Consider the following 24,049-nt stretch of genomic DNA (forward strand, 5'->3'; position numbering starts at 1 on the left):
TCCTCCCTGGCCTGAAGGCCGGGGCATCCTCCGGGAGGGTCTGGTGAACAGCGACCGCCCCGGCGCCGAGTCCGGATCCGGGCCGGAGTCCGGCGCAGAGCCCGCGTCCGGATCCGGGTCCGCGTCCGAGTCCGTGACCGCGCACACCGGTGAGGACTCCCCGCGCGCGGGTGGCGCGCCCCTGTCCGCGGAGGAGCGCAAGGCCGCCGAGAAGGAGGCGCAGAAGGAGGAGGCCCGGGCCGCCCTGCGCGCGATCAAGCCCTGGAAGGGCAGGGCGACCCGGCAGGACAAGGCGCTGATGGCCGCCTTCGTCGGCGTTCCCCTCTTCTTCATGGCGCTGACGCCGCTGAAGCCCTTCCTGATCGCCAACCACCCGGTCCTGCTGGAGTTCGTCACCGGCAGCAACGCGGCGATCGGCGCGGCCGCGGCGTTCGCGCGGATCGGGGAGATCCCCCTGTGGCTGGTCGTGGTGGCGGGCGTCGTCGGCAAGGTGAAGATCGACTGGCTGTTCTGGTGGGTCGGCAGGCGCTGGGGCCGCGGTCTCGTCAACCTCATCGCGCCGGGGGACAGGGCGCAGCGCTTCGCCGATCGGGCACAGGACATGAGCCCGTGGATCATGCCGGTCGCGCTCATCCTCAGCTACCTGCCGGGCATCCCCACCGTGCTCGTCCTCGTCATCGCGGGCTGGACCGGGATGCGCCTGCTGCCCTTCCTCCTCCTGGACGCCCTCGGGGCCCTGGTCCTCACCGCGTCCGTGGCCTCCGTCGGCTACGCGGCGGGCCAGACCGGTGTCGACATCGTCCTGCTGGTCGACAGGTACGCCCTCTGGTTCACCCTGGGCATCGTCGTCATCATGGCCTTCGTCCCCGTGTTCAAGCAGAACCGCGCGCAGAAGAGGGCCAAGGCCGCGGAGGAGGCCGAAGCGACGCAGGATGACGGGGTGGCGCAGGGGAACGGGGCGGCGCAGGACCCCCGGGGCTGACACCGCGGGCCGGGATCTCCGCCGCCGAGCGCACGGAACCCGCTGTGAGCAGGCGCTTCCACGGAAAGTACCGTGAAGGAAGCGGCTGGTCACCCACGTGCCGGGGGCACCCGGCTAGGCTGGCGTTCGGCAATCCGACAACCCGGGCAAGCCGACTGCGCTGGGTGCGTCACAAACACACTCAAGGAGATCCCGTCATGGGACAGCGACACTTCGATCTGGTGGTTCTCGGCGCGGGCCCCGGCGGCTACGTGGCCGCCATCCGCGCCGCCCAGCTCGGCCTGACGACCGCCGTCATCGAGGAGAAGTACTGGGGCGGGGTCTGCCTCAACGTGGGCTGCATCCCCTCCAAGGCGCTGCTGCGCAACGCCGAACTCGCCCACCTGTTCCAGAACGAGGCCGACTTCTTCGGCATCAAGGTCGACGGCAAGGTCGAGTTCGACTTCGGCAAGGCGCACAGCCGCAGCCGCGAGGTGGCGGACGGCCGGGTCAAGGGCGTCCACTACCTGATGAAGAAGAACAAGATCACCGAGCTGAACGGCCGGGGCACCTTCACCGACGACCACACCGTCGAGGTCAGCGGTGAGGACGGCGCCACCGAGACCGTCACCTTCGACCACGCGGTGATCGCGGCGGGCTCCTCCACCAAGCTGCTGCCCGGCACCGAGCTGTCCGAGCGGGTCGTCACCTACGAGGAGCAGATCCTCACCGACACCCTGCCGGAGAGCATCGTCATCGCCGGTGCGGGCGCCATCGGCGTCGAGTTCGCCTACGTCCTGGCCAACTACGGCGTGGACGTGACGATCGTGGAGTTCCTCGACCGCCTCGTGCCCACCGAGGACGAGGAGGTCTCCAAGGAGCTGGGCCGCGCCTACAAGAAGCTGGGCGTCAAGGTGATGACCTCCACCCGCGTGGAGTCGGTCGAGGACACCGGCGAGGGCGTGCGCGTCACCGTCAGCAGCAACGGCCAGGAGCAGACCCTGGAGGCCGACAAGCTCCTCCAGGCCATCGGCTTCGCCCCCAACGTGGAGGGCTACGGTCTGGAGAAGACCGGCGTGGAGCTGACCGACCGGGGCGCGATCGGCATCGACTCCCGGGGACGCACCAACGTCCCGCACATCTTCGCGATCGGCGACGTCACCGCCAAGCTCATGCTGGCCCACACCGCCGAGGCCATGGGCATCGTCGCCGCGGAGACCATCACGGGCGCCGAGACCCAGGAGATCGACTACCGGTTCATCCCGCGCGCCACCTACTGCCAGCCGCAGATCGCCAGCTTCGGCTACAGCGAGAAGGAGGCGCGGGAGGCGGGCTTCGACGTCCAGGTCGCCAAGTTCCCGTTCATGGCCAACGGCAAGGCGCACGGCCTCGGGGACACGCGCGGTTTCGTCAAGATCCTCTCCGACGGCAAGTACGGGGAGTTCCTCGGCGCGCACATGATCGGCCCGGACGTGACCGAGCTGCTGCCCGAGCTGACCCTGGCCCAGCAGTGGGACCTGACCGTGCACGAGGTCGCGCGCAACATCCACGCGCACCCCACGCTCAGCGAGGCGGTCAAGGAGGCCGTGCACGGCCTGGCCGGTCACATGATCAACATGTGACGCACCGGTCGTCTTCGGCCCCGCCACTCCGGGAGGACGGCGGGGCCGCGCCGTGTCCGGGCCGGGGCGCGCGGCGCGGGGACCGACCGTCGGAGGCGGGCGGCGACCGCTGCCGCGAGCGCTCCGGGGACTTGCTAGGTTTCGTGTGTCCCCGCCGGATTCCCACCCCGGACTCCGGTGCTCCCCCGACCGAAAGCCATCCATGCGCCTGATCCCGTCCACTCCCCTGTCGTGCCTGGGCACGGCCGTCGCCGCCGCCGTCGTCGGAGGGTTCGTCCTCGTCGGCTTCGGCGTGATCGACCTCGACGAGTTCGAGATGGACCTGTCCTTCGGAGACGGCGTGGAGCTGCCCTTCGGGGGCGGTGAGGAGGTCCCCGAGCAGGAGGCCGGAGCCTCGCCCAGCCCGGAGGAGGAGCAGCCGGAGCAGGCCGCGCCGGAGTACGGACTGCCCGAGTCGTGCGCGGCCGCCGGTGCCGCGGAGGTGGTCGGCGAGCTGGCCCCGGGCCAGGTGCTCACCGAGGAGGTCGGTGAGGTGGAGGGCGTCGACGGCGCCGAGCAGGTCGTGTGCTCGTTCGGCGACGGGAGCACCGGACCCGGTGCGTCCTCGTTCACGCTGGTGTTCACCCTGAACGCCGACCCGAGCGCCAACCCGGACGTGGTGCGGGTGCCCGGGGAGCAGGAGCAGATGAACTGGGAGGTGGACATCGACGTGGACGTGGACACCTACCACACCGAGGAGTCCGACTCCCTGGGCGGCGACCTGGAGTACGTGGGCACCGTGGACGGCTCCAGCCGCCACCTGTACCTGGCGCTGCCCGACGAGCTGTACGTCACCGCCATCGCCCACGGCGAGGAGGTGCCGCGCGAGGACCTGGAGCGGGTGGTCATGCTGGCCGCCGAGCGCATCCGGGGCTGATCCGCGGCGCGAACGACCGAGGGGGCCGCCGGTCGGCGGCCCCCTCGCGTGTTCCCGGGCGGTTCCGGTGTCCCCGCCCCGCACCCGGGCACGGGGCCCGGGTCGGCTCCCTAGTACTCCACGGGGATCTCCTCGAACTCACCGAACGGGCCCGCCCGCAGGGTCAGCTCCTCCACGTCCACCGGCGGCGCGGGGAAGACCGCGACCAGGCTGTAGGTGTTGTCGGGCTGGAGCGTGTGGACCTCCTCGGCGAAGCTGCTGTAGCGCCCCTCACCGAAGTCCATCTGGGCCACGTAGCGCACTAGGCCGCTCTCCGGCTCCAGCAGCTGGAAGCCGCCGAGCGTGCCCTTGTTGAACTGCTCGGGGCCGCCCGCCTGGATGGCCTCCTGACCGCCCATGTCGGGCATGGTCGGCTCGTCGGTGGTGTTGGTCAGCGCCACGGTGCCGATGACGTACGCGCCGTCGCGGCGCAGCGGGTAGACCTCCAGGCGCACCCCGTCCAGTTCGCCCTCGGCCACCACGGACCCCGGGTCGTCGTCGTAGGGCGCGGGCCAGGTGACGTTGCGCTGGGCGGCGCCCAGGCCGTCGTCGTCGTACTCCTCTTCCTCCGTGGCGGCCACGGTGGTGTTGAAGACGTAGGAGAACTCCACGCGCCGGTTGCGCGCCCGCGCCTCGTCGTCGTCGGGGCCGCCCTCCCGGGCGATCGGCTCGTGCTCGCCGCGGCCCTCCACCTCGAGGGTGTAGTCGGTGCCCAGCTCCTCGGCGAGCAGGTCGCGCACGCTCTCGGCCCGCCGCACCGACAGGTCGTCGTTGTAGGCGTCGTCGCCGATGCTGTCGGTGTGGCCGATGACGGTGATGACGGGCTCGTCGGGATCGACGTTGCGGGCCAGGCTGGTGGCCGCGCGGCGCACCACGTCCTCGGCCTCGGGGGTCAGGTCCGAGCGGTCGAACTCGAACATGACGTCGGAGTGCAGGGAGATGATCTCCCGGTCGCCGTCGCGGGTGGTGGAGGCGATCTCGGAGTCCACGAAGCTCTGCACCCAGCCCTCGTCGGCCACCGCGTCCCCGTCCGGACGGCGGTTGGCGAAGGTGAGGTTCTCCCCGCTCGGCGGCGGGTCGTCCGGGGTGAGGTGGTCGGCCCCGTTGGGGTCCTGCGGGTCGGCCCGCTCCTCCTCCACGTCCACAACCGGGATTCCGGTCATGGCCCCGAGCCCGCTGCCGACGAACGTGACCTGCCCGACCTCGTCGGGCAGGCGCGGGAAGTAGCGCACGTACTCGTTGGTGACCCCGTCGTGGACCGGGTAGAGGCCGTCCTGGTTGGGGCTCTCGGAGCCGTACTTGAGGCCCTCCTCGTCCAGGAACTGCCGGTAGACGCGGCCGGTGAGCGGGTCGACCAGGGTGTGGGCCATGCTCATGTTCCGGTTGGGTCCGGTGAACTCGTCGAGGTAGGTGACCTCGTAGTACATGACGGTGTAGTCGTCGGTGCGCTCCAGGCCGGTGACGGCGAAGCGCATCTCGTTGTCCCGACCGGTGTCCTGGAAGACGCGGCCCTCGCGGACGTAGGGGAACTCCTCCCTGACCTCGGGCGGGCCCGACGCGTCTCCGAACGTCTCGGACCACCAGTCGGACACCCCCTCGGTGACCGTGCAGCCGCTGAGCAGGAGGCTGCCCGAGACCGCCAGCGCGACCAGGGGTAGGGGCGACTTCCTCGCCATGTGGGGGAACTCCGATCGTTGAGGAGACGTACGGGCAACATCCTCCTGCACGCGCGGGGCGGAACCGACCGCCCTGCCCCCTGTTGGCGGGTTACGTCCGCTTGGCGGGCGGTGCCCTGTGTGGGGGCGCCCGGTCGGCGCGGGAGCCCCGGACGGTTCCCGGACGGGCGGCGGCCGACGAGGACCGCTCCGACGGCGATCGGCGGCACCGCGTCGTCGCAGGTCACGGACTTCTTCGCGCGGATCGAAAAAAATTCTCCGGAAACACCCATCCGCCCCCGCGTCGGCCCCGAATGACCGACGTGACCACCGAGACACGCGGGAACACCCCGCCACGCGACAGGCGACGGGTCGTCGTCGGATCAGTCGTGGGGCTGCTCACGGTCGGCGCCTCACTGGGTACCGCCGAGCTGGCCGCAGGACTCCTCCGAACCGTGTCTCCGGTGATCGCCGTCGGCGACACGGTCGTCGACATCACACCGCCCTCCCTGGTGGAGGTGGCGATCGATCTGCTGGGCAGAGCCGACAAGGTCGTGCTCGTGGCCGGCATCATCGTCGTCCTTCTGGGTGTCGGGGCCGTACTCGGCACGGCGTCGCTTCGGCGGCCCCTCGCCGGGTACACGGGGTTGGCGGTGTTCACCGCGGTCGGGCTGGCCGCCGTGCTTCCGCACCGCTCCGACGACCCGGGCGCCCCGGTGCCCGTGCTCGTCGGGGCGGTCGCGGGGGCTCTGGCCCTGGCGCTCCTGGTGCGCAGCGCACGCGGGATGCTCCGGTCCGACGCGGACCCTGGACCACGAGGGATGGGGAGCCCGAAGACACCGGCGGACGCGGAGGAGGTTCCTCCCCCTCCTGCGGCCGGACCGGACCAGGGCCCGGGCAGACGCGGTTTCGTCCTGACCGCGACGGGCGTGCTGGCCGTGTCCGGAACCGCCGGTGTCCTCGGGCGCCTGCTGCCGACCCTCGGCGGCGGCGCGGGCTCCCGCTCCGCCCTCGTCCTTCCCCCGGCGGCGAACCCGCTGCCGCCACTGCCCGCCGCGACCGATCTGGGCGTTCCGGGGCTGACCCCCTTCACCACGCCCAACCAGGAGTTCTACCGGATCGACACCGCCCTCACCATTCCCCGGCTGGACTCCACCCGGTGGACGCTGAGGGTGCACGGGATGGTGGACCGCCCCTTCGAGATCGACATGGACGAACTGCTCGCCGAGGAGCTCGTCGAGGCCGACATCACCATGACCTGTGTGTCGAACCAGGTCGGCGGCGACCTCGCGGGCAACACCCGCTGGCTGGGCTTCCCCCTGGCCGACCTGCTGCGGCGCGCGGGCGTGCGGTCGGGAGCCGACCAGATCCTCAGCACCTCCGACGACGGCTGGACCTGCGGCACGCCGACCGAGGTCGTCATGGACGGGCGCGACGCGCTGCTGGCCGTGGGCATGAACGGAGAACCCCTCCCCCACGTGCACGGCTACCCGGCGCGCATGGTCGTCCCCGGCCTCTACGGGTTCGTCAGCGCCACCAAGTGGGTCACCGACATCAAGCTGACCCGCTTCGCCGACGAGCAGGCCTACTGGGCGCAGCGCGGCTGGGCCGTGCGCGCCCCCATCAAGACCATGTCCCGCGTGGACGTGCCCTCGCCCCTGGGCCGGGTGGACGCCGGAGAGGTCGTCCTGGCCGGAGTGGCCTGGGCGCAGCACCGCGGGATCGACGCCGTGGAGGTGCGCGTGGACGGGGGCGAGTGGCAGCGGGCCGAACTCGCCGCGGTCCCCGGCATCGACACCTGGGTCCAGTGGGTGGCCGAGACCACGGTCGAACCCGGCCAGCACTCGGTCGAGGCCCGGGCCACCGACGCCACCGGGTTCACGCAGCCCGCCGAACGGGTGGATCCCATCCCCAACGGCGCCACCGGTTGGCACAGCATCCGGTTCACCGCCGAGTAGACGTACCCCTCGACCAGCACCGGCGCAAGTCGGTGACGTGAGCAAACAGAAGTTAACCAAGTTCAAGGAGAAAACAATGATCCGCAAGAGCAGCCTCACCATCACAGCCGCCGCTGCCGCGCTCGCCTTCGGTCTGACCGCCTGTGGCGGCGACATGGGCGGCGAGGAGGAGGCCACCGAGGAGACGCCCACCACGAGCGAGTCCGAGGGCGGCGACATGGGCGGCGAGGAGGGCACCACCGAGATGGCGGGCGAGAACTTCGGTTCCGGCTGCGCCGAGGTGCCCGCCGACGGCGAGGGCAGCTTCGAGGGCATGGCGGACGACCCGGTCGCCACCGCCGCGTCCAACAACCCGGTGCTGTCCACGCTGGTGACGGCCGTGACCGAGGCGGAGCTGGGCGACACGCTCAACTCGGCCGAGGACATCACGGTCTTCGCGCCGGCCAACCCCGCGTTCGAGGCGATCCCGCAGGAGGACCTCGACGCGCTGCTGGCCGACCAGGAGCAGCTGACCGAGGTGCTGACCTACCACGTGGTCGAGGGCCGTCAGACCCCGGCCGACCTGGAGAGCGGCACGTTCACCTCCCTCCAGGGCGGAGAGGTCACCACCGAGGGCTCCGGCGAGGAGTTCACGGTGAACGGCGAGGCGGCCGTCATCTGCGGCAACGTGCAGACGGCCAACGCCACGGTGTACATCATCGACGGCGTGCTGATGCCCGCCTAACGGCCTCCGGCACGGTGCGACCCCCGGGCGGTCCGAGCGTTGACGCCGGGCCGTCCGGGCCCGCCGCCACCCCTGCGAGCGCACGGGGCTCCGTGGACTCCACGGAGCCCCGCCGGGCGCGCGGCGGAGGAACAGCCGGATGGCACGGCTGACGTGCGATTCTGGAGGGGTCAGGGTCTCCCGGAACACACCCGGACCCGCGGAGCGCACGGACGAGGCAGCGACGCAGGACCACCAGGAAGAGGAGCGGATGGACGAGCACGCCGCGATACCCCGGGGCCCCCGCAGGGCGGGGGCGGAGCCGCCGGTTCCGCCGGCCCAGCGGCTCACGGAGCTGCTCCGCCAGGTGGCCCGTGGTGAGGAGAGCGCGTTCGGCGAGGTGTACGACCTGATCATCCCCTCGGTGTACGGGCTGGTGCGCCGTGTGCTGCGCGACCCCGCACAGTCCGAGGAGGTCGCCCAGGAGGTGATGGTGGAGGTGTGGCGCACCGCCTGCCGTTACGACGAGCGTCGCGGCAGCCCCCAGGCGTGGGTGATGACGCTCGCGCACCGCCGGGCGGTGGACCGGGTCCGCTCCGAGCAGGCCGCCACCGACCGGGAGGCCAGGGTGGCGGCGGCGAGCACGCAGCGCCCCTACGACGAGGTGGCCGAGGAGGCCACGAACCGTCTGGAGCGCGAGCGGGTGCGCCGCTGTCTCGACACACTGACCGAACTCCAGGGCCAGTCCGTGCGTCTGGCCTACTACGGCGGATACACCTATCGTGAGGTGGCCCGCCTGCTTTCGACGCCCTTGGGCACCGTGAAGACGCGGATGCGCGACGGCCTGATCCGGCTGCGGGACTGCTTGGGGGTGGAGTGGTGAGGAGGACACTGGGCCAGGACCCGCACATCCTCTCGGGGGCCTACGCCCTGGGCGCCCTGTCTCCGAGTGAGAGCGTGCGGTTCGAGGACCATCTGGCCGAATGCGACTCCTGCGTGCAGGAGACCCGCGGTTTCACCGAGACCGTCTCGCTTCTGGGCACCGCGGCCGCGGGCACGCCACCCGCCGAACTGCGCGAGCGCGTGCTGGAGGAGGTGGCGCGCACCCGCCAGCTCGCCCCCGCGCCCGAGCGCCTGCCGATGCCGCGACGGGGCCGCTGGACCCGGGGCCTGGGCCTGGTGCTGGCCGCCTGCCTGGCCGTCATGGTCGCCCTGGGAGCGGTCGTCGTCGACCAGGTGCGCCAGGTGCGGGACCTGCGGGAGAACGAGCGGCAGATCGCGGCGGTGCTCTCCGACCCGAACTCCGACTACACCACGGCCGAGCCCATGGAGGGCGTGTCCGTGACCGTGGTGCACTCCGAGAGCAGCGGGCGGCTGGTGTTCAGCGCCCACGGCCTGGAGCGGCTGGAGGACGAGGACTACCAGCTCTGGCTGACCCGTGACGACGGCAGCGTGTACTCGGCCGGGGTGCTCTCCGTGGACGAGTCGGGCTTCGTGCTCCCGGTGCTGGCCGCGCCGGAGGACGAGGCGACCGGGGGCGTGGCCGTCACCGTCGAGCCCGAGGGCGGCTCCGAGCAGCCCACCTCCGATCCGCTCATGGCGATGCCCTTCGAGGGGTGAGGGGTGAGGGCTGAGGACCGGTCGCCGTTCGGCTCCCGGCTGAGCGGCGACCGGCTTCCGTTCGGTCGTCGGATGATCGGTGACCGGCGCCCGAGCCAGACCGCCCTCTCGCCACCCCTGGGCGGCGGTCCGGACACCAGACCGGCCGTGGCCTGACCGCTCGGCCCCTTCGGGGGGCGGGGCCGCGGTCAGGCCACGGCCACCTCCTCGGGCCGGGGCAGGTCGCGCATGACCGGGGAGAGGCTGAACAGGGCGGCGAGCGCCGAGACCAGCGCCATCGTCAGGAACACCCATGCGGGTCCGGCGTGGTCGAAGATCACCCCGACGCCGAGGATGCCCACCGGTTGGGAGACCAGCGCCATGAACGTGACGGCGCCCAGGACGCGGCCCTGGTGGCGGTCGCTGACCGACGCGGCGACGTAACCGTAGAACACGGCGTTCACGCAGGGCACGATGGCAAACACGCAGCCCACCAGCACCCCGAGGAACATCACGTTGGGCGCGAACAGCAGCCCGAGCGCGCACACGGGCGCGGCCCAGGCCGCGGCGAGGAAGATGGCCGAAGGCCGCACCCACCTGATGACCGCCCCGGCGCACAGCGCGCCGAGCAGGCCGCCGGATCCGGCCAGGGAGACGGTCAGCCCGATCTGGAAGTGGCTGGCGCCCTGGCTCTCGGCGGTCGCGATGAGGGCCAGGAAGGCGCCCGTCTGGGTGTAGGTGAGGTTGAATCCGACGATCCACGAGATCATCGGCCGCAGGATCGGATGTCTGGCCAGCACGGTGAACCCGCTGACCGCTCCGCGCAGGGTCCACGGTTCCGGCACGTCGGTCTGGTGGGCCTGCATGGGGCGGCGGATGAGTAGCACCAGGGCCGCCGACACCAGGTAGGCGAGGGCCTCGGCGGCGAAGGGGAAGACCCGGCCAACGCCGAACAGGGTTCCGGCGAAGGGCGCGCCGAGGGCGGTGGTGCTGAAGAGGCGGACCTGGTTCTGGGCGGAGGCCTCGGCCATCTGCGAGGCGGGGACCAACTGCTTGACGGAGGCCATCGCGACGGGGTTGGAGACGCCCATCAGCGCGGCGGAGCCGACCGCGACGCCCACGATGACGGTGAACGTGACGTTATCGGTGAGCAGGAGAACGGTGAAGAGGGAGAGCAGCGCGAGCCGCCCGAGGTCGCAGCACAGCAGCACCGTGCGGCGGTTGGTCCGGTCGGCGAGCGAACCGCCGAGGACGGCGGTGACCATGGCCACGGTGACCTGGGCCGCCCCGATGACGCCCGCCTGCGCCGCCGATCCCGCGAGGAGGAGGGTGAGGAGGGGGTAGGCGATCTCGCCGCTCTCCTTGCCCAGCCCCGCGAGGAACCGGCTGGTCCAGAGCACCTGGAAGTCGCGGTTGCGGGCGAGGGGGACGAACCGCTCCGCGCTGCCGACCGGCGGGGCCTGGCCGGGGGGTCGGGATGGGCGGTCCTGTTCCGCCGTCATCGCGATCGACTGCCCCGTCCGCAGGGCCGCGCGGCGGACCTGTCGAGGGGTGTGGTTCTCATTCCGTCATTATGCGCGCATTGCCCGCATTAGTGAGCTTTGTTGGTTCTGTACTCCGCACGGTAGAGAACATCTGGAAAATCCACTCCGGGAGTGGTGTAGTCCCGTAGTCACACAGGGATGGCTTGGGGTGCGTGTGGCTGCTTTCCCGGCTTATCGCCTGCCCTGAACAGGGGAAACGCGGGTTTCGAGTCAGTACGGGGCGGCACGGGCCGGTGCGCGCAGGAAGGGGGAAGTGGGGTGTGTCGGGTTCCGTGTGAGAGGTGAGTTGGATGGGTTGAACGGGATCGGGGAACGGCTGCCAGCGACGACGGCGGAAAAGGGCGTCGGAGGCCGCCGCGGGGCGTGCGGAGGATGTGGCCGGATTCGGCCACGGGGCTTTCGGGCCCGCGCGGCCGGACGGGTCCGGGGACGTCCGGTCCGGCCGCGCGGGGGTCTAGCGGATGCTGCCCGGGCCCCCGCTGCGCAGGTCCCCGCCGCCCGGGTTCCCGCCGCACAGGTTCCCGCCGCCCGGGTTCCCGCCACGCACACCGTCGGTGAGCAGGCCCGGTCCGCCGTCGGGAGGGTTCTGCTCGCGCACCCACGCCAGACAGTCGCCCTGGCGCTCGACGGCGTGCTCCTCATCGGCGGTGAGCGGCCGGGAGTCGTGGACCGGTGGACGCCGGGGGCGCTTGTGCCCGGTCATCGGCTCTCCTGAGGGTGATTGTGGCGGGACAGCTGTGCGGGCACCCGCGAGCGTCCGGTCTGTTCCCGGAGCTCGCGCTCCAGGAGTTCGGGGGTGGGCTCGACGTGGGAGCGGTGCGGGGCGCTCCGGTCGTGGGCGGTCGCCACCCAGTACGAGCCGGTCCAGGCCACGTGATGCGTGTGCCCCCAGGTCGCGCGGAGACGGGCCAGCGTCACCGTGGGCGTCTCCCACCGGTAACCGCGCAGGGACACGTGCTCACCGTCGTGCCCGGCGTCCTCCGTGCACACGTGGTGTCGGCAGTCGCGGTCGAGCGCGGCCTCACGGCACGCCCGGGGGATCATGGGGCGTCCTCGTCCCAGACGACCTTGTACGGCGGCTCAGCCGCGTGGATGTACAGCCACCCGGCCAGCCTTCCCAGGTCCGGAAGCCTGCCTTCGCCCCGCAGGCTCAGGAGCGCGTCGCGGGCGTGCGCGACGCGGTCGCGGAGCAGGGCGTGGAACTGCCGTTCCGTCTCCGGGTTGGCTTGCAACGGGCGCGGCACGTACAGGGTTTCGGAGAGCGCCTCGACCAGGTCGGACAGGTCAGTCAGGTCGGGCGGCCGGTTCTTCCGTTCGCGGGTCATGCGACCACCACCGCACGGTGACGTCCGCAGTGACGGTCACGGTGGCGGCCGCGGTAAAGGTCACGGTGACGGTCACGGGGCTGCTGCTCGCAGCGGCGTTGGAGAACGTCCACCGGCGCGGGAGTGGGAGCGGGGACCTGCCAGGGCAGCGTCTTCGGAGCGGGCAGCGGCGGGGCGGCCGTGCCGGTGGTCTGGCTGGGCAGGATCAGCGGGATCGGGCCCGTGATGACGTGCGGACGGGGCGGAAGCGGGGCGGCGGCGTACCGCCGAACACGGGCCGCGCGACGGCGGACGGCGTGGGCGGCCGCGCGGGCGACCAGCCACAACGCGGACGCGATCAGGAACAGGTATCGCACGAGGCGACTCCTCGGTCGGGCGCCGGTTGGGAGGACCGGCAAGGGATGAATACAGGATCATATTGACCCTGTCAGACTGACAAGTCAATAGGACACTGTCAGACTGACCGCTATGCCCACTTCTGGTGAGGAGCTTTATGATCCAGAGGGCAACCGACCACCCAGCGAAGGCAGACGTGGCACCTCAGAAAGACCGACCCAGCATCGAGCGGAGGCGGTTCGCCGCAGAGCTGCGACGCCTACGCGAGGCCATGGGCATAACCGTCGAGGAAGCCCGCAGCGCGCTGGACTGGTCCTCCGGCCGCCTCAACCACATTGAGGGCGGACGCCATTCCGTTCCCGACGTTTCCGCGCTCAAAGCCCTCATGGGCCTCTACGGGGTGACGGACCCGGCCCGGCAGGAGGCCCTCCTCGCGCTCCGCAAGGAAGCCCGACAGCGGCCGTGGTGGCACGACTTCGAAGATGTTCTCGACGACGGGTACGTGGGGTTCGAGGCGCGCGCCCGCCGTATCTCGGCATTCCACCCGATCGTCGTGCACGGGCTACTTCAGACACCGGCCTACGCCGCCGCGTCCGCCCGTGCGTCCCTCGCACGCACGGAGGAGGAGATCGAGCGTATCGTCGCGGCCAGGATGGAGCGGCAGAAGCTTCTCACCAGCCCTAGCTCTCCGGAGTTCCGGTGCGTCCTTGACGAGGCCGTGCTTCTCCGCTTGGCCGCGACTCCAGATCTCGCACGCGACCAGCTCCAGCACCTGGTGGACGTCGCCGAAGCCGTCAACACGGTCACGCTTCAGGTGCTGCCGATCGGCGTGGGCCTGCACGGCTGCATGCACGGGTCCACGGTGCTCCTCGACTACGACGACGAGCGCGACCCCAGCCTCGTCTACCTGGAGACCCGTGGCCGCGGAACCTACCTGGACTCCCCAGCGCAGGTGGCCGACTACCGGCTTGCGCTGGATGATGTCGCTGCCGACGCCCTGGCCAAGGACGCCAGTATCGACCTGATCAAGAGCATGATCACCGACTAGGAGAGGGCACCGTGTATTCATCCCTGGAGTTCCGCAAGTCGAGTTACTCCGCCAACGAGGCCGCGTGTGTGGAGGTCGCCGATGCCCCCGGCGTGTCGGTCATCCGTGACACCCAGAACCGCGACGCGGGCATACTGGCGTTCCCGGCCGCTGAGTGGCGGGCACTGATCAACACGGCCCGCCAGGAGGCGTAGGCGGACATGCAGAAGCCCCCATCCGCAGAGGGTGGGGGCTTCCGTGTATTCATCCCGCGCCGAGTCTACCGGCCGAGGCGGACACCCGCCCAGACCGTGGCCCAGCCGGTTCCCGGTTCCGCTCGACCAAACCGTTCCGGGCTTCCGGCGGTGGCGGAACGGTGGGAACGGGCTTGGGCGGGCAGGGTCGCGCGGCCTCAGACCGTCTGCGGCCTGGTCGCCCTGCCGTCGAGCCAGAGCTCGGTGGAGGCGTCCCGATGGGTACCGGTGGTGCCCACGTGCTTGGCGCTGATCTGCGGACCCTTCTTGATGACGTGGACCAGGGCCATCGCGTGGCCGCGCCCCAGTCCGTAGTCCTCGGCCAGCCACTGGACGATGGTGCCCGCCTTGGCCGAAGGGTCGTCGTAGCCCTTCTCCTTGGCGCGGTCGACGAGCGCGCGCGGGGTCAGACCGGTCTTGTCCTCGACGGCATCCAGATAGGCCTGGAACGACATGGGGGCCTCCTCAACTGGGCAGGTCTCGATGCTCACACGCGCCTACGACACTCCGGCGGCAGCGGCAGCGGCCTTCGTCACGCCCCCGGCACCGGCCTCCAGCGCTGGGCACAGACACCGCCCCTACTCCACTGGAACCCGACAGGTCAGAACAAACCACCCCTCCGGATCCACCTCCGTACCGGCTCGCCCTCCCACCGAGAAGCAGCGCGCCGCCACACCCCGCAGACCCGTTCCGTACACCACGGGAACCGCCTCCGGGTCGGCGCCGTCGTTGGCCACCCTCAGCACCGCGCACCCGTCCGCCACGCCCACCGACAACCGCACCCGCGTGGCCCGGCTGTGCACCAGCGCGTTGGTCACCGCCTCGCGCAGCGCCGCCGCCAGCACCCACTCCGCCCCCGGTGGGACCTCCTCCGCCCGGACGTCAGCGGACCAGTCCACGGAGGCGTCGGCCAGCACCATGCCCGCCAGCGCCACCTCCTCCACGAGCGTCGTGCTCCACGACGACGCGACCGCCGAACGCACGTCGGCGCGTGCGTCCCTGACCAGGTCCACCAGACCACGCACCTGGCGCCGCAGCTCCGACCACGGTTCAGGACCCGTCTGCGAACCAGGACCCGTCTGCGAACGGCCAGCCCGTTCCACCAGGCCGTGCACCGCCTCGCCCTTGAGCGCTATCGCCACCAGCGTCCTCCCCAGCACGTCGTGCAGACCGGAGGCGATCTGGGCGCGTTCGCGCTCCCGCGCGTTCTGTACCGCTTCCCGGTGTCCCCTCCACTGGAGTCGCACCAGCGACACCAGCCGTACCAGCACCCAGGCCCCCAACCCCACCCCCGTGTGGCAGGCCAGCCAGTGCGCCAACTGTTCCGGCGACAGCGCCAGCAGCCATGACACCACCGGCACCGCCGCGGTGAGCGCCGACGCGACCGGGACCCCCGCTCCGGGCCTCAACGCGGACAACACCGCACCCGCCAGCAGGCCGGTCGTCCCGTGCCACAGCCATCCGTCCGCCACCAGCAGGACCGTCAGTACCGCCTGGGCGCCAAGGAGCCAGTACCGCGCGGACGACCGACGGGACAGCGCCGCACCGTGGACCTGCGCGCCGAAGACCACGGCGACCAGTGCGAATCCGACGCACGACACCCACACCGGAACCAGGGGATCGTGCCCACCGTCCATGGCGACCAGCAGAGCGCAACCGGTCACCAGGAGCAGGGCAGCCACAGGCGCCAGTGCCGCGAGGCCGCGGAACCTGGCGTCGTCCGGGTCATGCTCCGGCGCACCCATCACCCACCTCCCCGCGGTGGTCCGGGACCGGCACCACCACAGGCACCGGTACCGCGCGTTCCCGGCGGGTCCCGAGAGTGGCGCGCCCCTCGCCTCCCACTGGTATAAACCGGGTGTGATTCACGTGCTCCTGGCCGAAGACATGGTGATCCTCCGCGAGGCCCTGGTCCAGGTCCTCTCCCTCAACGCGGACATCACGGTCGTGGCCGAGTGCGCTCGCGGCGAGGACGTCGTCGCCCAGGCCCTGGAGACCCGTCCCGACGTGGCGATCCTGGACGTCCGTCTGCCCGGCATCAGCGGGTTCGAAGCCGCCGAACGCCTCGCCGAGGCGCTGCCCGGCTGCCGCACCGTGTTCGTCACCAGCTACGCCACCCCGGCCAACCTCCGGCGGGCGGTGGCCTCGGGAGCGCTCGGCTTCGTCGCCAAGGACGCCTCTCCGGACCGACTGGCCGACGCGGTCCGACGCGTCCACGCAGGGGAGAGGGTCCTGGATCCGGACGTGGTCACCGACGCCCTCAGTCACGGCGCCAGTCCGCTCACCTCCCGGGAGGCGGAGATCCTGCGCCGCGCCGCCGACGGGGAACCGCCTCCGGCGATCGCCCGCGCGCTGTCGCTGGCGGAGGGAACGGTACGCAACCACCTGCGCTCGTGCACGGTCAAACTCGCGGCACGCAACCGGGCTGACGCGTTCCGGATCGCCACCGGCAACGGCTGGATCTGACCTCCTCCCAGCGGTCACCAGGCCGTCCGCGCCAGACGCTCGGTGATCGACTCGACGGTGGGCCGCTCCAGGGTTCCGGCGATCCGACCGTCGTGCAGGAACAGCACCCGGTCGGCGTGCGCGGCGGCGGTCGGCTCGTGCGTCACCATGACCACCGTCTGCCCCAGCTCGTCCACCGCCCCCCGCAGCACTCCGAGGACCGCCTCACCGGTGCGGCTGTCCAGGGCACCCGTGGGTTCGTCGGCGAACACGACCTCGGGCCGGGTGACGAGCGCCCGGCAGATCGCCACACGCTGCTGTTGCCCGCCGGACAGCTCGTGCGGAAAACGGTCCGCGTGCGCGCGGACTCCGGTCCGGTCCAGAACACCGTCGACCCACGCGGCGTCCACCGCGCGCCCCGCCAACTGGAGCGGGAGCACCACGTTCTCCCTCCCGGTCAGAGACGGCAGCAGGTTGAACGACTGGAACACGAACCCCATCCGCCGCCTCCGCAGCACCGCCAGATCCCGTTCCCTCATCCCGGCGATGTCGGTACCGCCGAAGGACACGGTCCCTCGGGTGGGGGAGACCAGACCCGCAGCGCACTGGAGCAAGGTGGTCTTGCCCGACCCCGACGGCCCCATGATCGCGGTGAACTCGGCCGCCCCGAACCCGACCGTGACGTCCCTCAGAGCCACCACCTCGGCCGGATCCGCCCCGTACACCTTCCACAGCGCCTCCAGCCGTACCGCAGTACCGCCGTCCGCTTCCCGCCGCACCGTTCCCCGCCTTCCCACACGTGTCACGTCATTCGTCCCTGTCCTCGTTCCTGCTCACCGCGCGTACCACGAGCTGGGCACCCGCCACCGAAAGCACCAGCGTTCCGGCTCCCAACACGAGCAGCCGCCCTCCGGGAAAGGCCGCCAGCAGCGTCTCCGGTCCCCCGTGGCCCCATCCCAGGGACGCGGTCACCCCGAAGGTCACCGAGGCCGCCAACACGAACAGCAGCCCGACCGTCAGTACCACCTCGCACGCGACCACCCCGTGGACACGGGGCCAGCCGAAGCCGAGCACGCGCATGCCCGCGAACTCCCGTCCCCGGTCGAACTGGGTGATGCTGACGGCGTTGGCGGCCCCCAGGGCCAGGAACGACCCCACCATGACGACCATGCTGGTCATGGGGCTGTTCAGCTCCGCCCACTCCTCGACCGCGGACGCGCGGATACCGTCGCGGTCACGCACCGCCCCCTCCAGGGGCACGGCATCGCGGACCGCTCCGATCCCCGCCGACGGGTCCACGGTCAGGTGGACCTCGCCGTAGCGCCCCGGGGCGACGCCCAGGTGCTCGGCGGCGGTTCGGCCGACCGCCAGCGAGCGGTTCAGGTACCCGCCCTCGTAGGTTCCGGTGACCAGGAGTTCCCTCTCCCCGCCGGGGCCGATCACGGTGAGCCGGTCACCCACTCCGACGCCATGCGCCTCGGCCACGTAGGTGAGGACCGCGACCGCGTCCCCGTCACCGGGGTCGAGACCGCCCTCGGTGATGCCGAGATCGACCACCTCCGCGGCGTCGCCGTCCAGAACCGTGACCGTCTCGTCCTCCGGCTCGGACCCCCGCGCCGTCAACGTGACCGGGACCTCGTACGAGGCCGTCGCCGCCAGGACCCCCGGCGTGCCGCGGACCTCCTCCAGCGCACGGGTGTCGAACACGTCACCGTCTCCGGCCACGACCGCCAGATCAGACGAGAAGTGGGCGACGGCGCGTTCGCCCGCCAGCCAGTTGAGATAGGTCTGGCCGCCCAGGAACGCGCCGACCATCGTCGTTCCCATCAGGAACGCGCTGACGGCGCCCGCGAACCGGCGGTGGTGGAAGGCCACGTTGGCCGTGGCCAGCCCGGCGCTCCCGGGACGGAGTCTCCGCACCAACGCGCGCGCCCCCGCTGAGGCCGCGCCGAGGGCGCCCGGAGCGACCATTCCCGCACCGATCACCGCCGCCAGGGACAGGGCGAAGGCAAGGGCCTCACCCGGCGTGCCCTCGGGACCGACCCGGGGCAGGGCCAGACAGCCCGCGAACACCGCTGCCAGCAGGGCCGCTCCCCCGCCGGTCCGCCATCGGCTCGGTCGTGTCCCCTCGGTGACGGCGTCGGCGAACGCGTCCGAGGGACGGACACGCAGGGCGTACCTGGACGCGAGCAACGCGGCGAACTGCGCGGAGACCAGCACCATCGCCGCCGACGAGAGCACGGCCGTCACCGGACGATGGACCTGGAAGGCGGCGCTGAGCCCGGTCTCCAGCCCCAGGCCGCCCGAAGCCAACCACTCCGCGAGGAGCCCGCCCAGCGGCAGTCCGACGAACAGGGCGACCAACGACAGCACCGCGGCCTCGCCCGCCACCATGAGACGGATCTGGCCGGGAGTGGCGGCCACCGCGCGCAGCACGGCGACCTCCCGACCGCGTGAGCGCACGGACAGCCCGATCGCACCCGCGACCACCCCCGTGGCGACGACCGCGACCGCGAGCAGGAACGTGTTCATGGAGAGAGCGGTGGCCCGGTCGGCCCGTGGGTCGATGTTGCCTTCGGCCAGTCCCCGTTCGGCCCCGGACAGGGCGGTGTGGGGCGCGGGGAGCAGCTCGGCGACCGCTTCTCGGGCCTCGGCCACGGGCACCCCGTCCGCCGGTCGGATGCCCAGGGCGTCGGCGTGGGCGTCACCGTGTCCCCGCAGTTCGGCGGCGTGGGCGTCCTCGAAGAAAAGGGCGGACTGGTATCGCCACGCGACCTCGGTTTCCGCGATACCGGACACCCGGTACTCCTTGACCTGGCCGAACACCAGGAGGTCGACGCTCTGGCCGACTTCGAGAGCGGCCGCCTCAGCCAGCCGCCGGTCGACCACCACGTCTCCGGGACCCGGTTCCCATCCCTCGGCCATGGCGAACGGGGTGAGCGAAGCGCTGCCCCAGCCGTGCCCGAAGGAGTGCTCGGTGCCCTGGACCCGGAGCGCACCGGTCCCGGGACCGACGACCGAAGCCGGGAAGGTGACCTCGGGAACGACCTCGGCGGTCTCCGGGAGGTCCGCGATCCGCTCGGCGGTCTCCAGGGGCACGCCGAGGCCGCCCGGTCGCTCCGGCACCGCGACGAGGGGGATTCCGTCGAAGCGCTCGACCGTGGGGACCTGCCGTTCGGCGGAGAAGTAGACGAACGCGAGGCCGCTCACGAGTGCGGTGGCGATCGTCAGGACGACCGCGGCGCCCAGGAAGGAGCCGGGCCGGTGGCGCACTGAACGCCATCCGAGCCAGGCCGGGATCACACGCATGGGGGGTAGGGCTCTTCTCCGCTCGGGGAAGGGGCCCGATCAACCTAGGGCATCGGCTTTTCGCAGCTCAAGCGCGTTTCTCACGACTTCGGCATGCGTTTCGCACGGATGGCGGGCCACCGCGGCAGGAGACTAGGGAGAGGTGTCCTCGGGTGTCCACTGGCGTTCACGGGTGAGCGCGGGTGCCCGCGGACGGCCAGGGTCATCCACGGGTGACCACAGATGGCCGAGGTCGTCCACAGGCGACCACGGGCGCCCGCGGACGGCCAGGGACGGCCAGGGACGGCCAGAGTTGTCCACACGACCACGGGCACCCGCGAACGGCCAGGGTTGTCCACAGGCGGGGCAGTGGGGTGGTGGACAACTCCCGGGAGGAGCATGCTGTTGATGGGGGTGCCCGGCCTCCGCGCCGTGGAACACGTCCCCCGTGACAGGTATGCCCGCCGCACCCCCGTGCCACCCCGTGCTCCCCGGCCTGTGGACAACCGCCTAGCCTTACCGGATGCCCTCTCCGCCCCCGATGCCTTCCCCAAGCCCGCTTCCTCCACCCGCGCTCCGCCGGACGCCCTCCCCGTCCTCCCTCTCCGCCCCATGACCCCGTGGGTCGTGGCCGTGGTCCTGCTCGCGGCGCTCCTGCACGCGGGCTGGAACGCGATCGCCCACTCCATCACCGACCGCCTGCTCGGGTTCGCCCTGATCGGCCTCGGCGGGATGCTCGCCGCCCTGCCTCTGCTCCCGGTCGTGGGACTGCCGCCGCGCGAGGCCTGGCCGGTCCTGCTCGCCTCGCTGGTCACCCACCTGCTGTACATGAGCCTGCTGATGGTCTCCTACCGGACCGGCGAGTTCGGCCAGGTGTACCCGATGGCGCGCGGCACCGCGCCGTGGGTGGTCGCCCTGACCGGCATCGTCCTCCTCGGCGAGTCGATGCCCCCGTCCGACCTGGCCGGGGTCCTGGTCGTCTCCGCCGGGCTGACGACGCTGGTGTTCGCGGGCGGCCGCCCCTCCCGCGCACAGCTCCCGGCGCTGCTGGCGGCCTTCGCCACCGGCGTCAGCATCGCCGTCTACACCGTGGTCGACGCCTACGGGGTTCGCCTCACCCAGGACCCGCTGGGCTACATCACGTGGCTCATGGTCCTTCAGGGGCCGGTGTTCTTCGTGGTGGCGGTGTTCACCCGCCGTGGCGCACTCCCGCGCCAGCTCAAGCCGGTCTGGAAGTTCGGGGTCCTGGGCGGCGTGGTCAGCGCGGTCGCCTACGGGCTCGTGCTGTGGGCGCAGCTGACCGGCGCGGTCGCGGGCATCGCCGCGCTGCGCGAGACGAGCATCGTCTTCGCCGCGCTGCTGGGCGCGCTGCTGTTCGGGGAGCGGTTCGGCCCGGTACGGGTCGCCGCCTCCGCCATCGTCGTGACCGGAGTTCTCCTTCTGACTTTCTGAGCGTCTTCATGACTCTGACCAGCGCTTACCCGTATCGTTTCCGGCGTGACACGAGCCTCGACCCCCGCCGGGTCCGCCACCACGACGGACACCCTGACGCGCACCGCCACCACCGCCACCACCACAGCCACAGCCACAGCCACCGTCGCCACCGCCACTGACACCGGTTCCGGAACCGGCCCCGCCCACGCGGTGGAGTCCACACCCGACCACGGACCCGAGTCCGCCACCGTACGCGCGGTCTGGCAGGACCTGGGACTCCCCGGGCTCATCGACGTCCACACGCACTTCATGCCCGACAACGTGCTGCGCAAGGTGTGGGCCCACTTCGACGCCCTCGGCGGCCTGTGGCCGATCACCTACCGCTTCGACGAGGACGAACGCCTGTCCCTGCTCCGGGGCTTCGGGGTTCAGCACTTCACCGCCCTCTCCTACCCGCACCGCCCCGGCATGGCCGCCTGGCTCAACGACTGGGCGAACGGTTTCGCCGACCGCAACCCCGACTGCCTGCGCAGCGCCACCTTCTACCCCGAGCCGGAGGCCCGCGACTACGTGGCCGCGGCGCTGGACGCGGGTACCCGCGTGTTCAAGGCCCACCTCCAGGTCGGCCGCTACGACCCGCGTGACCCTCTGCTGGCCGACGTGTGGGGGCTGCTCGCGGACGCGGGCACGCCCGTGGTGGTCCACTGCGGTTCGAGCCCCGAGGCGGGCCCCTTCACCGGCCCCGGCCCCTTCGCCGAGACCCTGCGCGCGCACCCCGGGCTCACCGCGGTCATCGCCCACGCCGGGGCTCCCGACTACCGCGCGTTCCTGGACCTGGCCGAGCGCCACCAGCGTGTCCACCTGGACACCACGATGGTGTTCACCGAGTTCTCCAAGGACTGGGCGCCCTTCCCCGACGAGGAGGTGCCCCGCCTGAAGGGCGTCGCGGACCGGATCCTGCTCGGCACGGACTTCCCGAACATCCCCCACCCCTACCTCGAACAGCTCCGGGCCCTGTCCCGGCTCGACCTGGGCGAGGACTGGCTGCGGGGCGTCCTGTACGGCAACGCCGCCCGGCTGTTCGGGCTCTGAGCGCCACCGGCTTCCGGCAACGGGCGCTGGACAGCCGACGACCGTCCGGTGATGGTGGTCGTGGGGCGACCGCCTTCGGCCTCCGCCGCCCCCGACCACCACCCGCCATCACCGACGCGGAAAGGCACCCGGCACCATGGAACTCGCCCTGACTCCCCTGGAGTTCGCCCGCCGTACCCGAAGACTGCACCCCCGGCGCGAGGCGGTGGTCGACCGTGGCCTCCGGCTCACCTACGAGGAGTTCTTCGACCGCTGCGACCGCTGGTCCTCCGCCCTCCAGGGCATGGGGGTGTCCAAGGGCGACCGCGTCGCCTACATCTCCCCCAACACCCACGCCCAGCTGGAGTCCTTCTACGCGGTGCCGCAGCTCGGTGCGGTGCTGGTACCGGTCAACTTCCGGCTGTCGGCGGACGACTTCGTCTACATCGTCAACCACTCCGGAGCCCGGGTCCTGTGCGTGCACGCCGACCAGCTCGACGCCGTGGACGGCGTCCGCGACCAGATGCCGGGCGTGGAGCGGTTCGTCGCCCTGGAGGGTGCGCGCCCCGGCTGGGAGGATTACGAGGCCCTCGTCGCACAGGCCACGGCGGACTACACCCGTCCCGGGATCGACGAGACTGACCTGCTGACCATCAACTACACCAGCGGCACCACGGCCCGACCCAAGGGCGTGATGATCACCCACCGCAACGCGTACATGAACTCGGTGGGCACCCTGCTCCACCTGCGGATCGGCATCGACGACCGGTACCTGTGGACGCTGCCGATGTTCCACGCCAACGGCTGGACCTACACGTGGACGGTGACCGCCGCGGCCGCCACCCACGTGTGCCTGCCCGCGATGGACCCGGCCACCGTGTACGAGCTGATCCGCTCCGAGGGGGTCACCTGGCTGTGCGCGGCCCCCACCGTGCTGATCATGCTGTCCAACGCCCCTGAGGAGGTGCGCGGCGAGGTTCCGTCCGGCGTGCACGTGGTGACGGCCGGGGCCTCCCCCGCCGCCGACACCATCGAACGCCTGGAGGACGGTTTCGGGTGGACCGTGACCCATGTCTACGGGCTGACCGAGACCACGCCGTTCATCACCGTGTGCGAGCCGCGCGCCGAGCACGACGGCCTGTCCCCGCGCGACCGCGCCGCCGTCAAGGCACGCCAGGGGGTCGAGCTGATCACCTCCGGCGAACTGCGGGTGGTGGACGCCGACGGCGTCGAGGTTCCCTGGGACGGCACGACGGTCGGGGAGATCACCGTGCGCGGGAACGTGGTGATGAAGGGCTACTACGACGACCCGGAGGCCACCCGGAAGGCCATGGGCGACGGCTGGTTCCACACCGGCGACGCGGCGGTCACCCACCCGGACGGGTACGTGGAGATCCAGGACCGGATCAAGGACGTCATCATCTCCGGAGGGGAGAACATCTCCTCCGTCGAGGTGGAGGGGGTCCTGCTGCGGCACCCGGCCGTGCTGGAGGCGGCCGTCGTGGGCGTGCCGCACGAGCGCTGGGGCGAGTCGCCGAAGGCGTCCGTGGTCCTGCGCGAGGGCGCCACGGCCACGGAGGAGGAACTGATCGCCTTCGCCCGCGACAACCTGGCGCACTTCAAGGCGCCCACGCGGGTGGAGTTCGTGGAGCAGCTCCCGAAGACGGCCACCGGCAAGATCCAGAAGTTCGTCCTGCGCGGGGGCGCGTCCGCGGTGTCCCGGCAGTAGCCGCCGGGTTCCGGCCGGGGCCCTCCCCCACCCCCTTTTCCACGGGGACGGGGTGCCTCGGCCGGAGGGCCGCGGTCCGGCGTACCGGCCGCGGCGCCGCCCTACCCGCCAGGTGCCGCGAACGGCGTCCGCGCCACTCCGGC

At 71.7% G+C, this 24,049-nt stretch carries 23 protein-coding genes; 13 read left to right on the plus strand and 10 right to left on the minus strand.

The window, feature by feature from the left end:
• The 3 genes from ACSIH6_RS26195 to ACSIH6_RS26205 form a co-directional block, all read left to right on the plus strand.
• On the plus strand, positions 1–982 hold a 982-nt coding region (locus ACSIH6_RS26195), incomplete at its 5' end, for a VTT domain-containing protein (protein ID WP_435110987.1).
• A 197-nt stretch (positions 983–1,179) separates the two neighbouring features.
• Positions 1,180–2,583: a dihydrolipoyl dehydrogenase gene (gene lpdA / locus ACSIH6_RS26200; protein ID WP_435110988.1), complete on the plus strand. Its 1,404-nt coding sequence runs from the start codon at positions 1,180–1,182 to the stop codon at positions 2,581–2,583.
• Between the two features lie 202 nt (positions 2,584–2,785).
• Complete coding sequence (locus tag ACSIH6_RS26205) at positions 2,786–3,499, plus strand: hypothetical protein (RefSeq protein ID WP_435110990.1); 714 nt, start codon at positions 2,786–2,788, stop codon at positions 3,497–3,499.
• 110 nt (positions 3,500–3,609) lie between these two features.
• Here ACSIH6_RS26205 and ACSIH6_RS26210 read toward each other — a convergent pair whose 3' ends face one another.
• The gene (locus ACSIH6_RS26210; protein ID WP_435110992.1) at positions 3,610–5,214 is read right to left on the minus strand and encodes an OmpA family protein; all 1,605 of its coding nucleotides are present in this window, start codon (positions 5,212–5,214) and stop codon (positions 3,610–3,612) included.
• Positions 5,215–5,507: 293 nt separating this feature from the next.
• Here ACSIH6_RS26210 and ACSIH6_RS26215 point away from each other — a divergent pair, with 293 nt between their 5' ends.
• The 4 genes from ACSIH6_RS26215 (at position 5,508) to ACSIH6_RS26230 (ending at position 9,474) form a co-directional block, all read left to right on the plus strand.
• A complete protein-coding gene (locus tag ACSIH6_RS26215; protein ID WP_435110993.1) occupies positions 5,508–7,151 on the plus strand; it encodes a molybdopterin-dependent oxidoreductase in 1,644 nt (547 codons plus the stop codon).
• A 76-nt stretch (positions 7,152–7,227) separates the two neighbouring features.
• The gene (locus ACSIH6_RS26220; protein WP_435110995.1) at positions 7,228–7,875 is read left to right on the plus strand and encodes a fasciclin domain-containing protein; all 648 of its coding nucleotides are present in this window, start codon (positions 7,228–7,230) and stop codon (positions 7,873–7,875) included.
• 250 nt (positions 7,876–8,125) lie between these two features.
• The gene (locus tag ACSIH6_RS26225; RefSeq protein ID WP_435110996.1) at positions 8,126–8,737 is read left to right on the plus strand and encodes a sigma-70 family RNA polymerase sigma factor; all 612 of its coding nucleotides are present in this window, start codon (positions 8,126–8,128) and stop codon (positions 8,735–8,737) included.
• Positions 8,734–9,474 carry an anti-sigma factor gene (locus ACSIH6_RS26230; RefSeq protein WP_435110997.1) on the plus strand — a complete coding sequence of 247 codons (741 nt, stop codon included), beginning with the start codon at positions 8,734–8,736 and terminating at the stop codon, positions 9,472–9,474. Before ACSIH6_RS26225 ends, ACSIH6_RS26230 begins: the two co-directional genes overlap by 4 nt.
• A 188-nt stretch (positions 9,475–9,662) precedes the next feature.
• Here the strand turns inward: ACSIH6_RS26230 and ACSIH6_RS26235 are convergent, their stop codons facing one another.
• From ACSIH6_RS26235 to ACSIH6_RS26255, 5 genes are all read right to left on the minus strand, one after another.
• Positions 9,663–10,955 (minus strand): MFS transporter, encoded by a 1,293-nt coding sequence (locus tag ACSIH6_RS26235; RefSeq protein ID WP_435110998.1) that lies wholly within the window; start codon positions 10,953–10,955, stop codon positions 9,663–9,665.
• Between the two features lie 496 nt (positions 10,956–11,451).
• Positions 11,452–11,700 carry a hypothetical protein gene (locus ACSIH6_RS26240; RefSeq protein ID WP_435110999.1) on the minus strand — a complete coding sequence of 83 codons (249 nt, stop codon included), beginning with the start codon at positions 11,698–11,700 and terminating at the stop codon, positions 11,452–11,454.
• Positions 11,697–12,041 (minus strand): hypothetical protein, encoded by a 345-nt coding sequence (locus tag ACSIH6_RS26245; RefSeq protein WP_435111000.1) that lies wholly within the window; start codon positions 12,039–12,041, stop codon positions 11,697–11,699. Before ACSIH6_RS26245 ends, ACSIH6_RS26240 begins: the two co-directional genes overlap by 4 nt.
• Positions 12,038–12,322 carry a hypothetical protein gene (locus ACSIH6_RS26250; protein WP_435111002.1) on the minus strand — a complete coding sequence of 95 codons (285 nt, stop codon included), beginning with the start codon at positions 12,320–12,322 and terminating at the stop codon, positions 12,038–12,040. The genes ACSIH6_RS26245 and ACSIH6_RS26250 overlap by 4 nt, the downstream gene beginning before the upstream one ends.
• On the minus strand, positions 12,319–12,678 hold the full coding sequence (locus ACSIH6_RS26255) for a hypothetical protein (RefSeq protein ID WP_435111003.1): 360 nt from the start codon (positions 12,676–12,678) through the stop codon (positions 12,319–12,321). Before ACSIH6_RS26255 ends, ACSIH6_RS26250 begins: the two co-directional genes overlap by 4 nt.
• 176 nt (positions 12,679–12,854) lie before the next feature.
• Between ACSIH6_RS26255 and ACSIH6_RS26260 the strand changes: the two genes are divergently transcribed.
• Together ACSIH6_RS26260 and ACSIH6_RS26265 are read left to right on the plus strand one after the other, a co-directional pair.
• Entirely contained in the window at positions 12,855–13,706 is an 852-nt protein-coding gene (locus ACSIH6_RS26260) for a helix-turn-helix domain-containing protein (RefSeq protein ID WP_435111004.1), read from the plus strand.
• An 11-nt stretch (positions 13,707–13,717) separates the two neighbouring features.
• Positions 13,718–13,900: a DUF397 domain-containing protein gene (locus ACSIH6_RS26265; protein ID WP_435111006.1), complete on the plus strand. Its 183-nt coding sequence runs from the start codon at positions 13,718–13,720 to the stop codon at positions 13,898–13,900.
• A gap of 197 nt (positions 13,901–14,097) precedes the next feature.
• On the opposite strand, the gene ACSIH6_RS26270 is transcribed toward ACSIH6_RS26265, so the two are convergent.
• On the minus strand, positions 14,098–14,394 hold the full coding sequence (locus ACSIH6_RS26270) for a DUF4287 domain-containing protein (protein ID WP_435111008.1): 297 nt from the start codon (positions 14,392–14,394) through the stop codon (positions 14,098–14,100).
• A 123-nt stretch (positions 14,395–14,517) separates the two neighbouring features.
• Positions 14,518–15,684 carry a sensor histidine kinase gene (locus ACSIH6_RS26275; protein WP_435111010.1) on the minus strand — a complete coding sequence of 389 codons (1,167 nt, stop codon included), beginning with the start codon at positions 15,682–15,684 and terminating at the stop codon, positions 14,518–14,520.
• Between the two features lie 115 nt (positions 15,685–15,799).
• On the opposite strand from ACSIH6_RS26275, the gene ACSIH6_RS26280 reads away from it, so the two are divergent.
• On the plus strand, positions 15,800–16,405 hold the full coding sequence (locus tag ACSIH6_RS26280; protein WP_435111012.1) for a response regulator transcription factor: 606 nt from the start codon (positions 15,800–15,802) through the stop codon (positions 16,403–16,405).
• Positions 16,406–16,419: 14 nt separating this feature from the next.
• Here the strand turns inward: ACSIH6_RS26280 and ACSIH6_RS26285 are convergent, their stop codons facing one another.
• Together ACSIH6_RS26285 and ACSIH6_RS26290 are read right to left on the minus strand one after the other, a co-directional pair.
• Positions 16,420–17,163 (minus strand): ABC transporter ATP-binding protein, encoded by a 744-nt coding sequence (locus tag ACSIH6_RS26285; protein ID WP_435111013.1) that lies wholly within the window; start codon positions 17,161–17,163, stop codon positions 16,420–16,422.
• Between the two features lie 28 nt (positions 17,164–17,191).
• A complete protein-coding gene (locus tag ACSIH6_RS26290; RefSeq protein ID WP_435111015.1) occupies positions 17,192–19,693 on the minus strand; it encodes an FtsX-like permease family protein in 2,502 nt (833 codons plus the stop codon).
• Between the two features lie 591 nt (positions 19,694–20,284).
• Here ACSIH6_RS26290 and ACSIH6_RS26295 point away from each other — a divergent pair.
• From ACSIH6_RS26295 to ACSIH6_RS26305, 3 genes are all read left to right on the plus strand, one after another.
• The gene (locus ACSIH6_RS26295) at positions 20,285–21,124 is read left to right on the plus strand and encodes an EamA family transporter (protein ID WP_435111017.1); all 840 of its coding nucleotides are present in this window, start codon (positions 20,285–20,287) and stop codon (positions 21,122–21,124) included.
• Between the two features lie 45 nt (positions 21,125–21,169).
• Positions 21,170–22,198 carry an amidohydrolase family protein gene (locus tag ACSIH6_RS26300; protein ID WP_435111019.1) on the plus strand — a complete coding sequence of 343 codons (1,029 nt, stop codon included), beginning with the start codon at positions 21,170–21,172 and terminating at the stop codon, positions 22,196–22,198.
• A gap of 136 nt (positions 22,199–22,334) precedes the next feature.
• Positions 22,335–23,906: a long-chain-fatty-acid--CoA ligase gene (locus ACSIH6_RS26305; protein ID WP_435111021.1), complete on the plus strand. Its 1,572-nt coding sequence runs from the start codon at positions 22,335–22,337 to the stop codon at positions 23,904–23,906.
• The last annotated feature ends 143 nt before the right edge of the window (positions 23,907–24,049 follow it).

Origin of the sequence: Nocardiopsis synnemataformans (genome assembly GCF_965343085.1) — a bacterium.
GTDB classification, from domain to species: domain Bacteria; phylum Actinomycetota; class Actinomycetes; order Streptosporangiales; family Streptosporangiaceae; genus Nocardiopsis; species Nocardiopsis alborubida.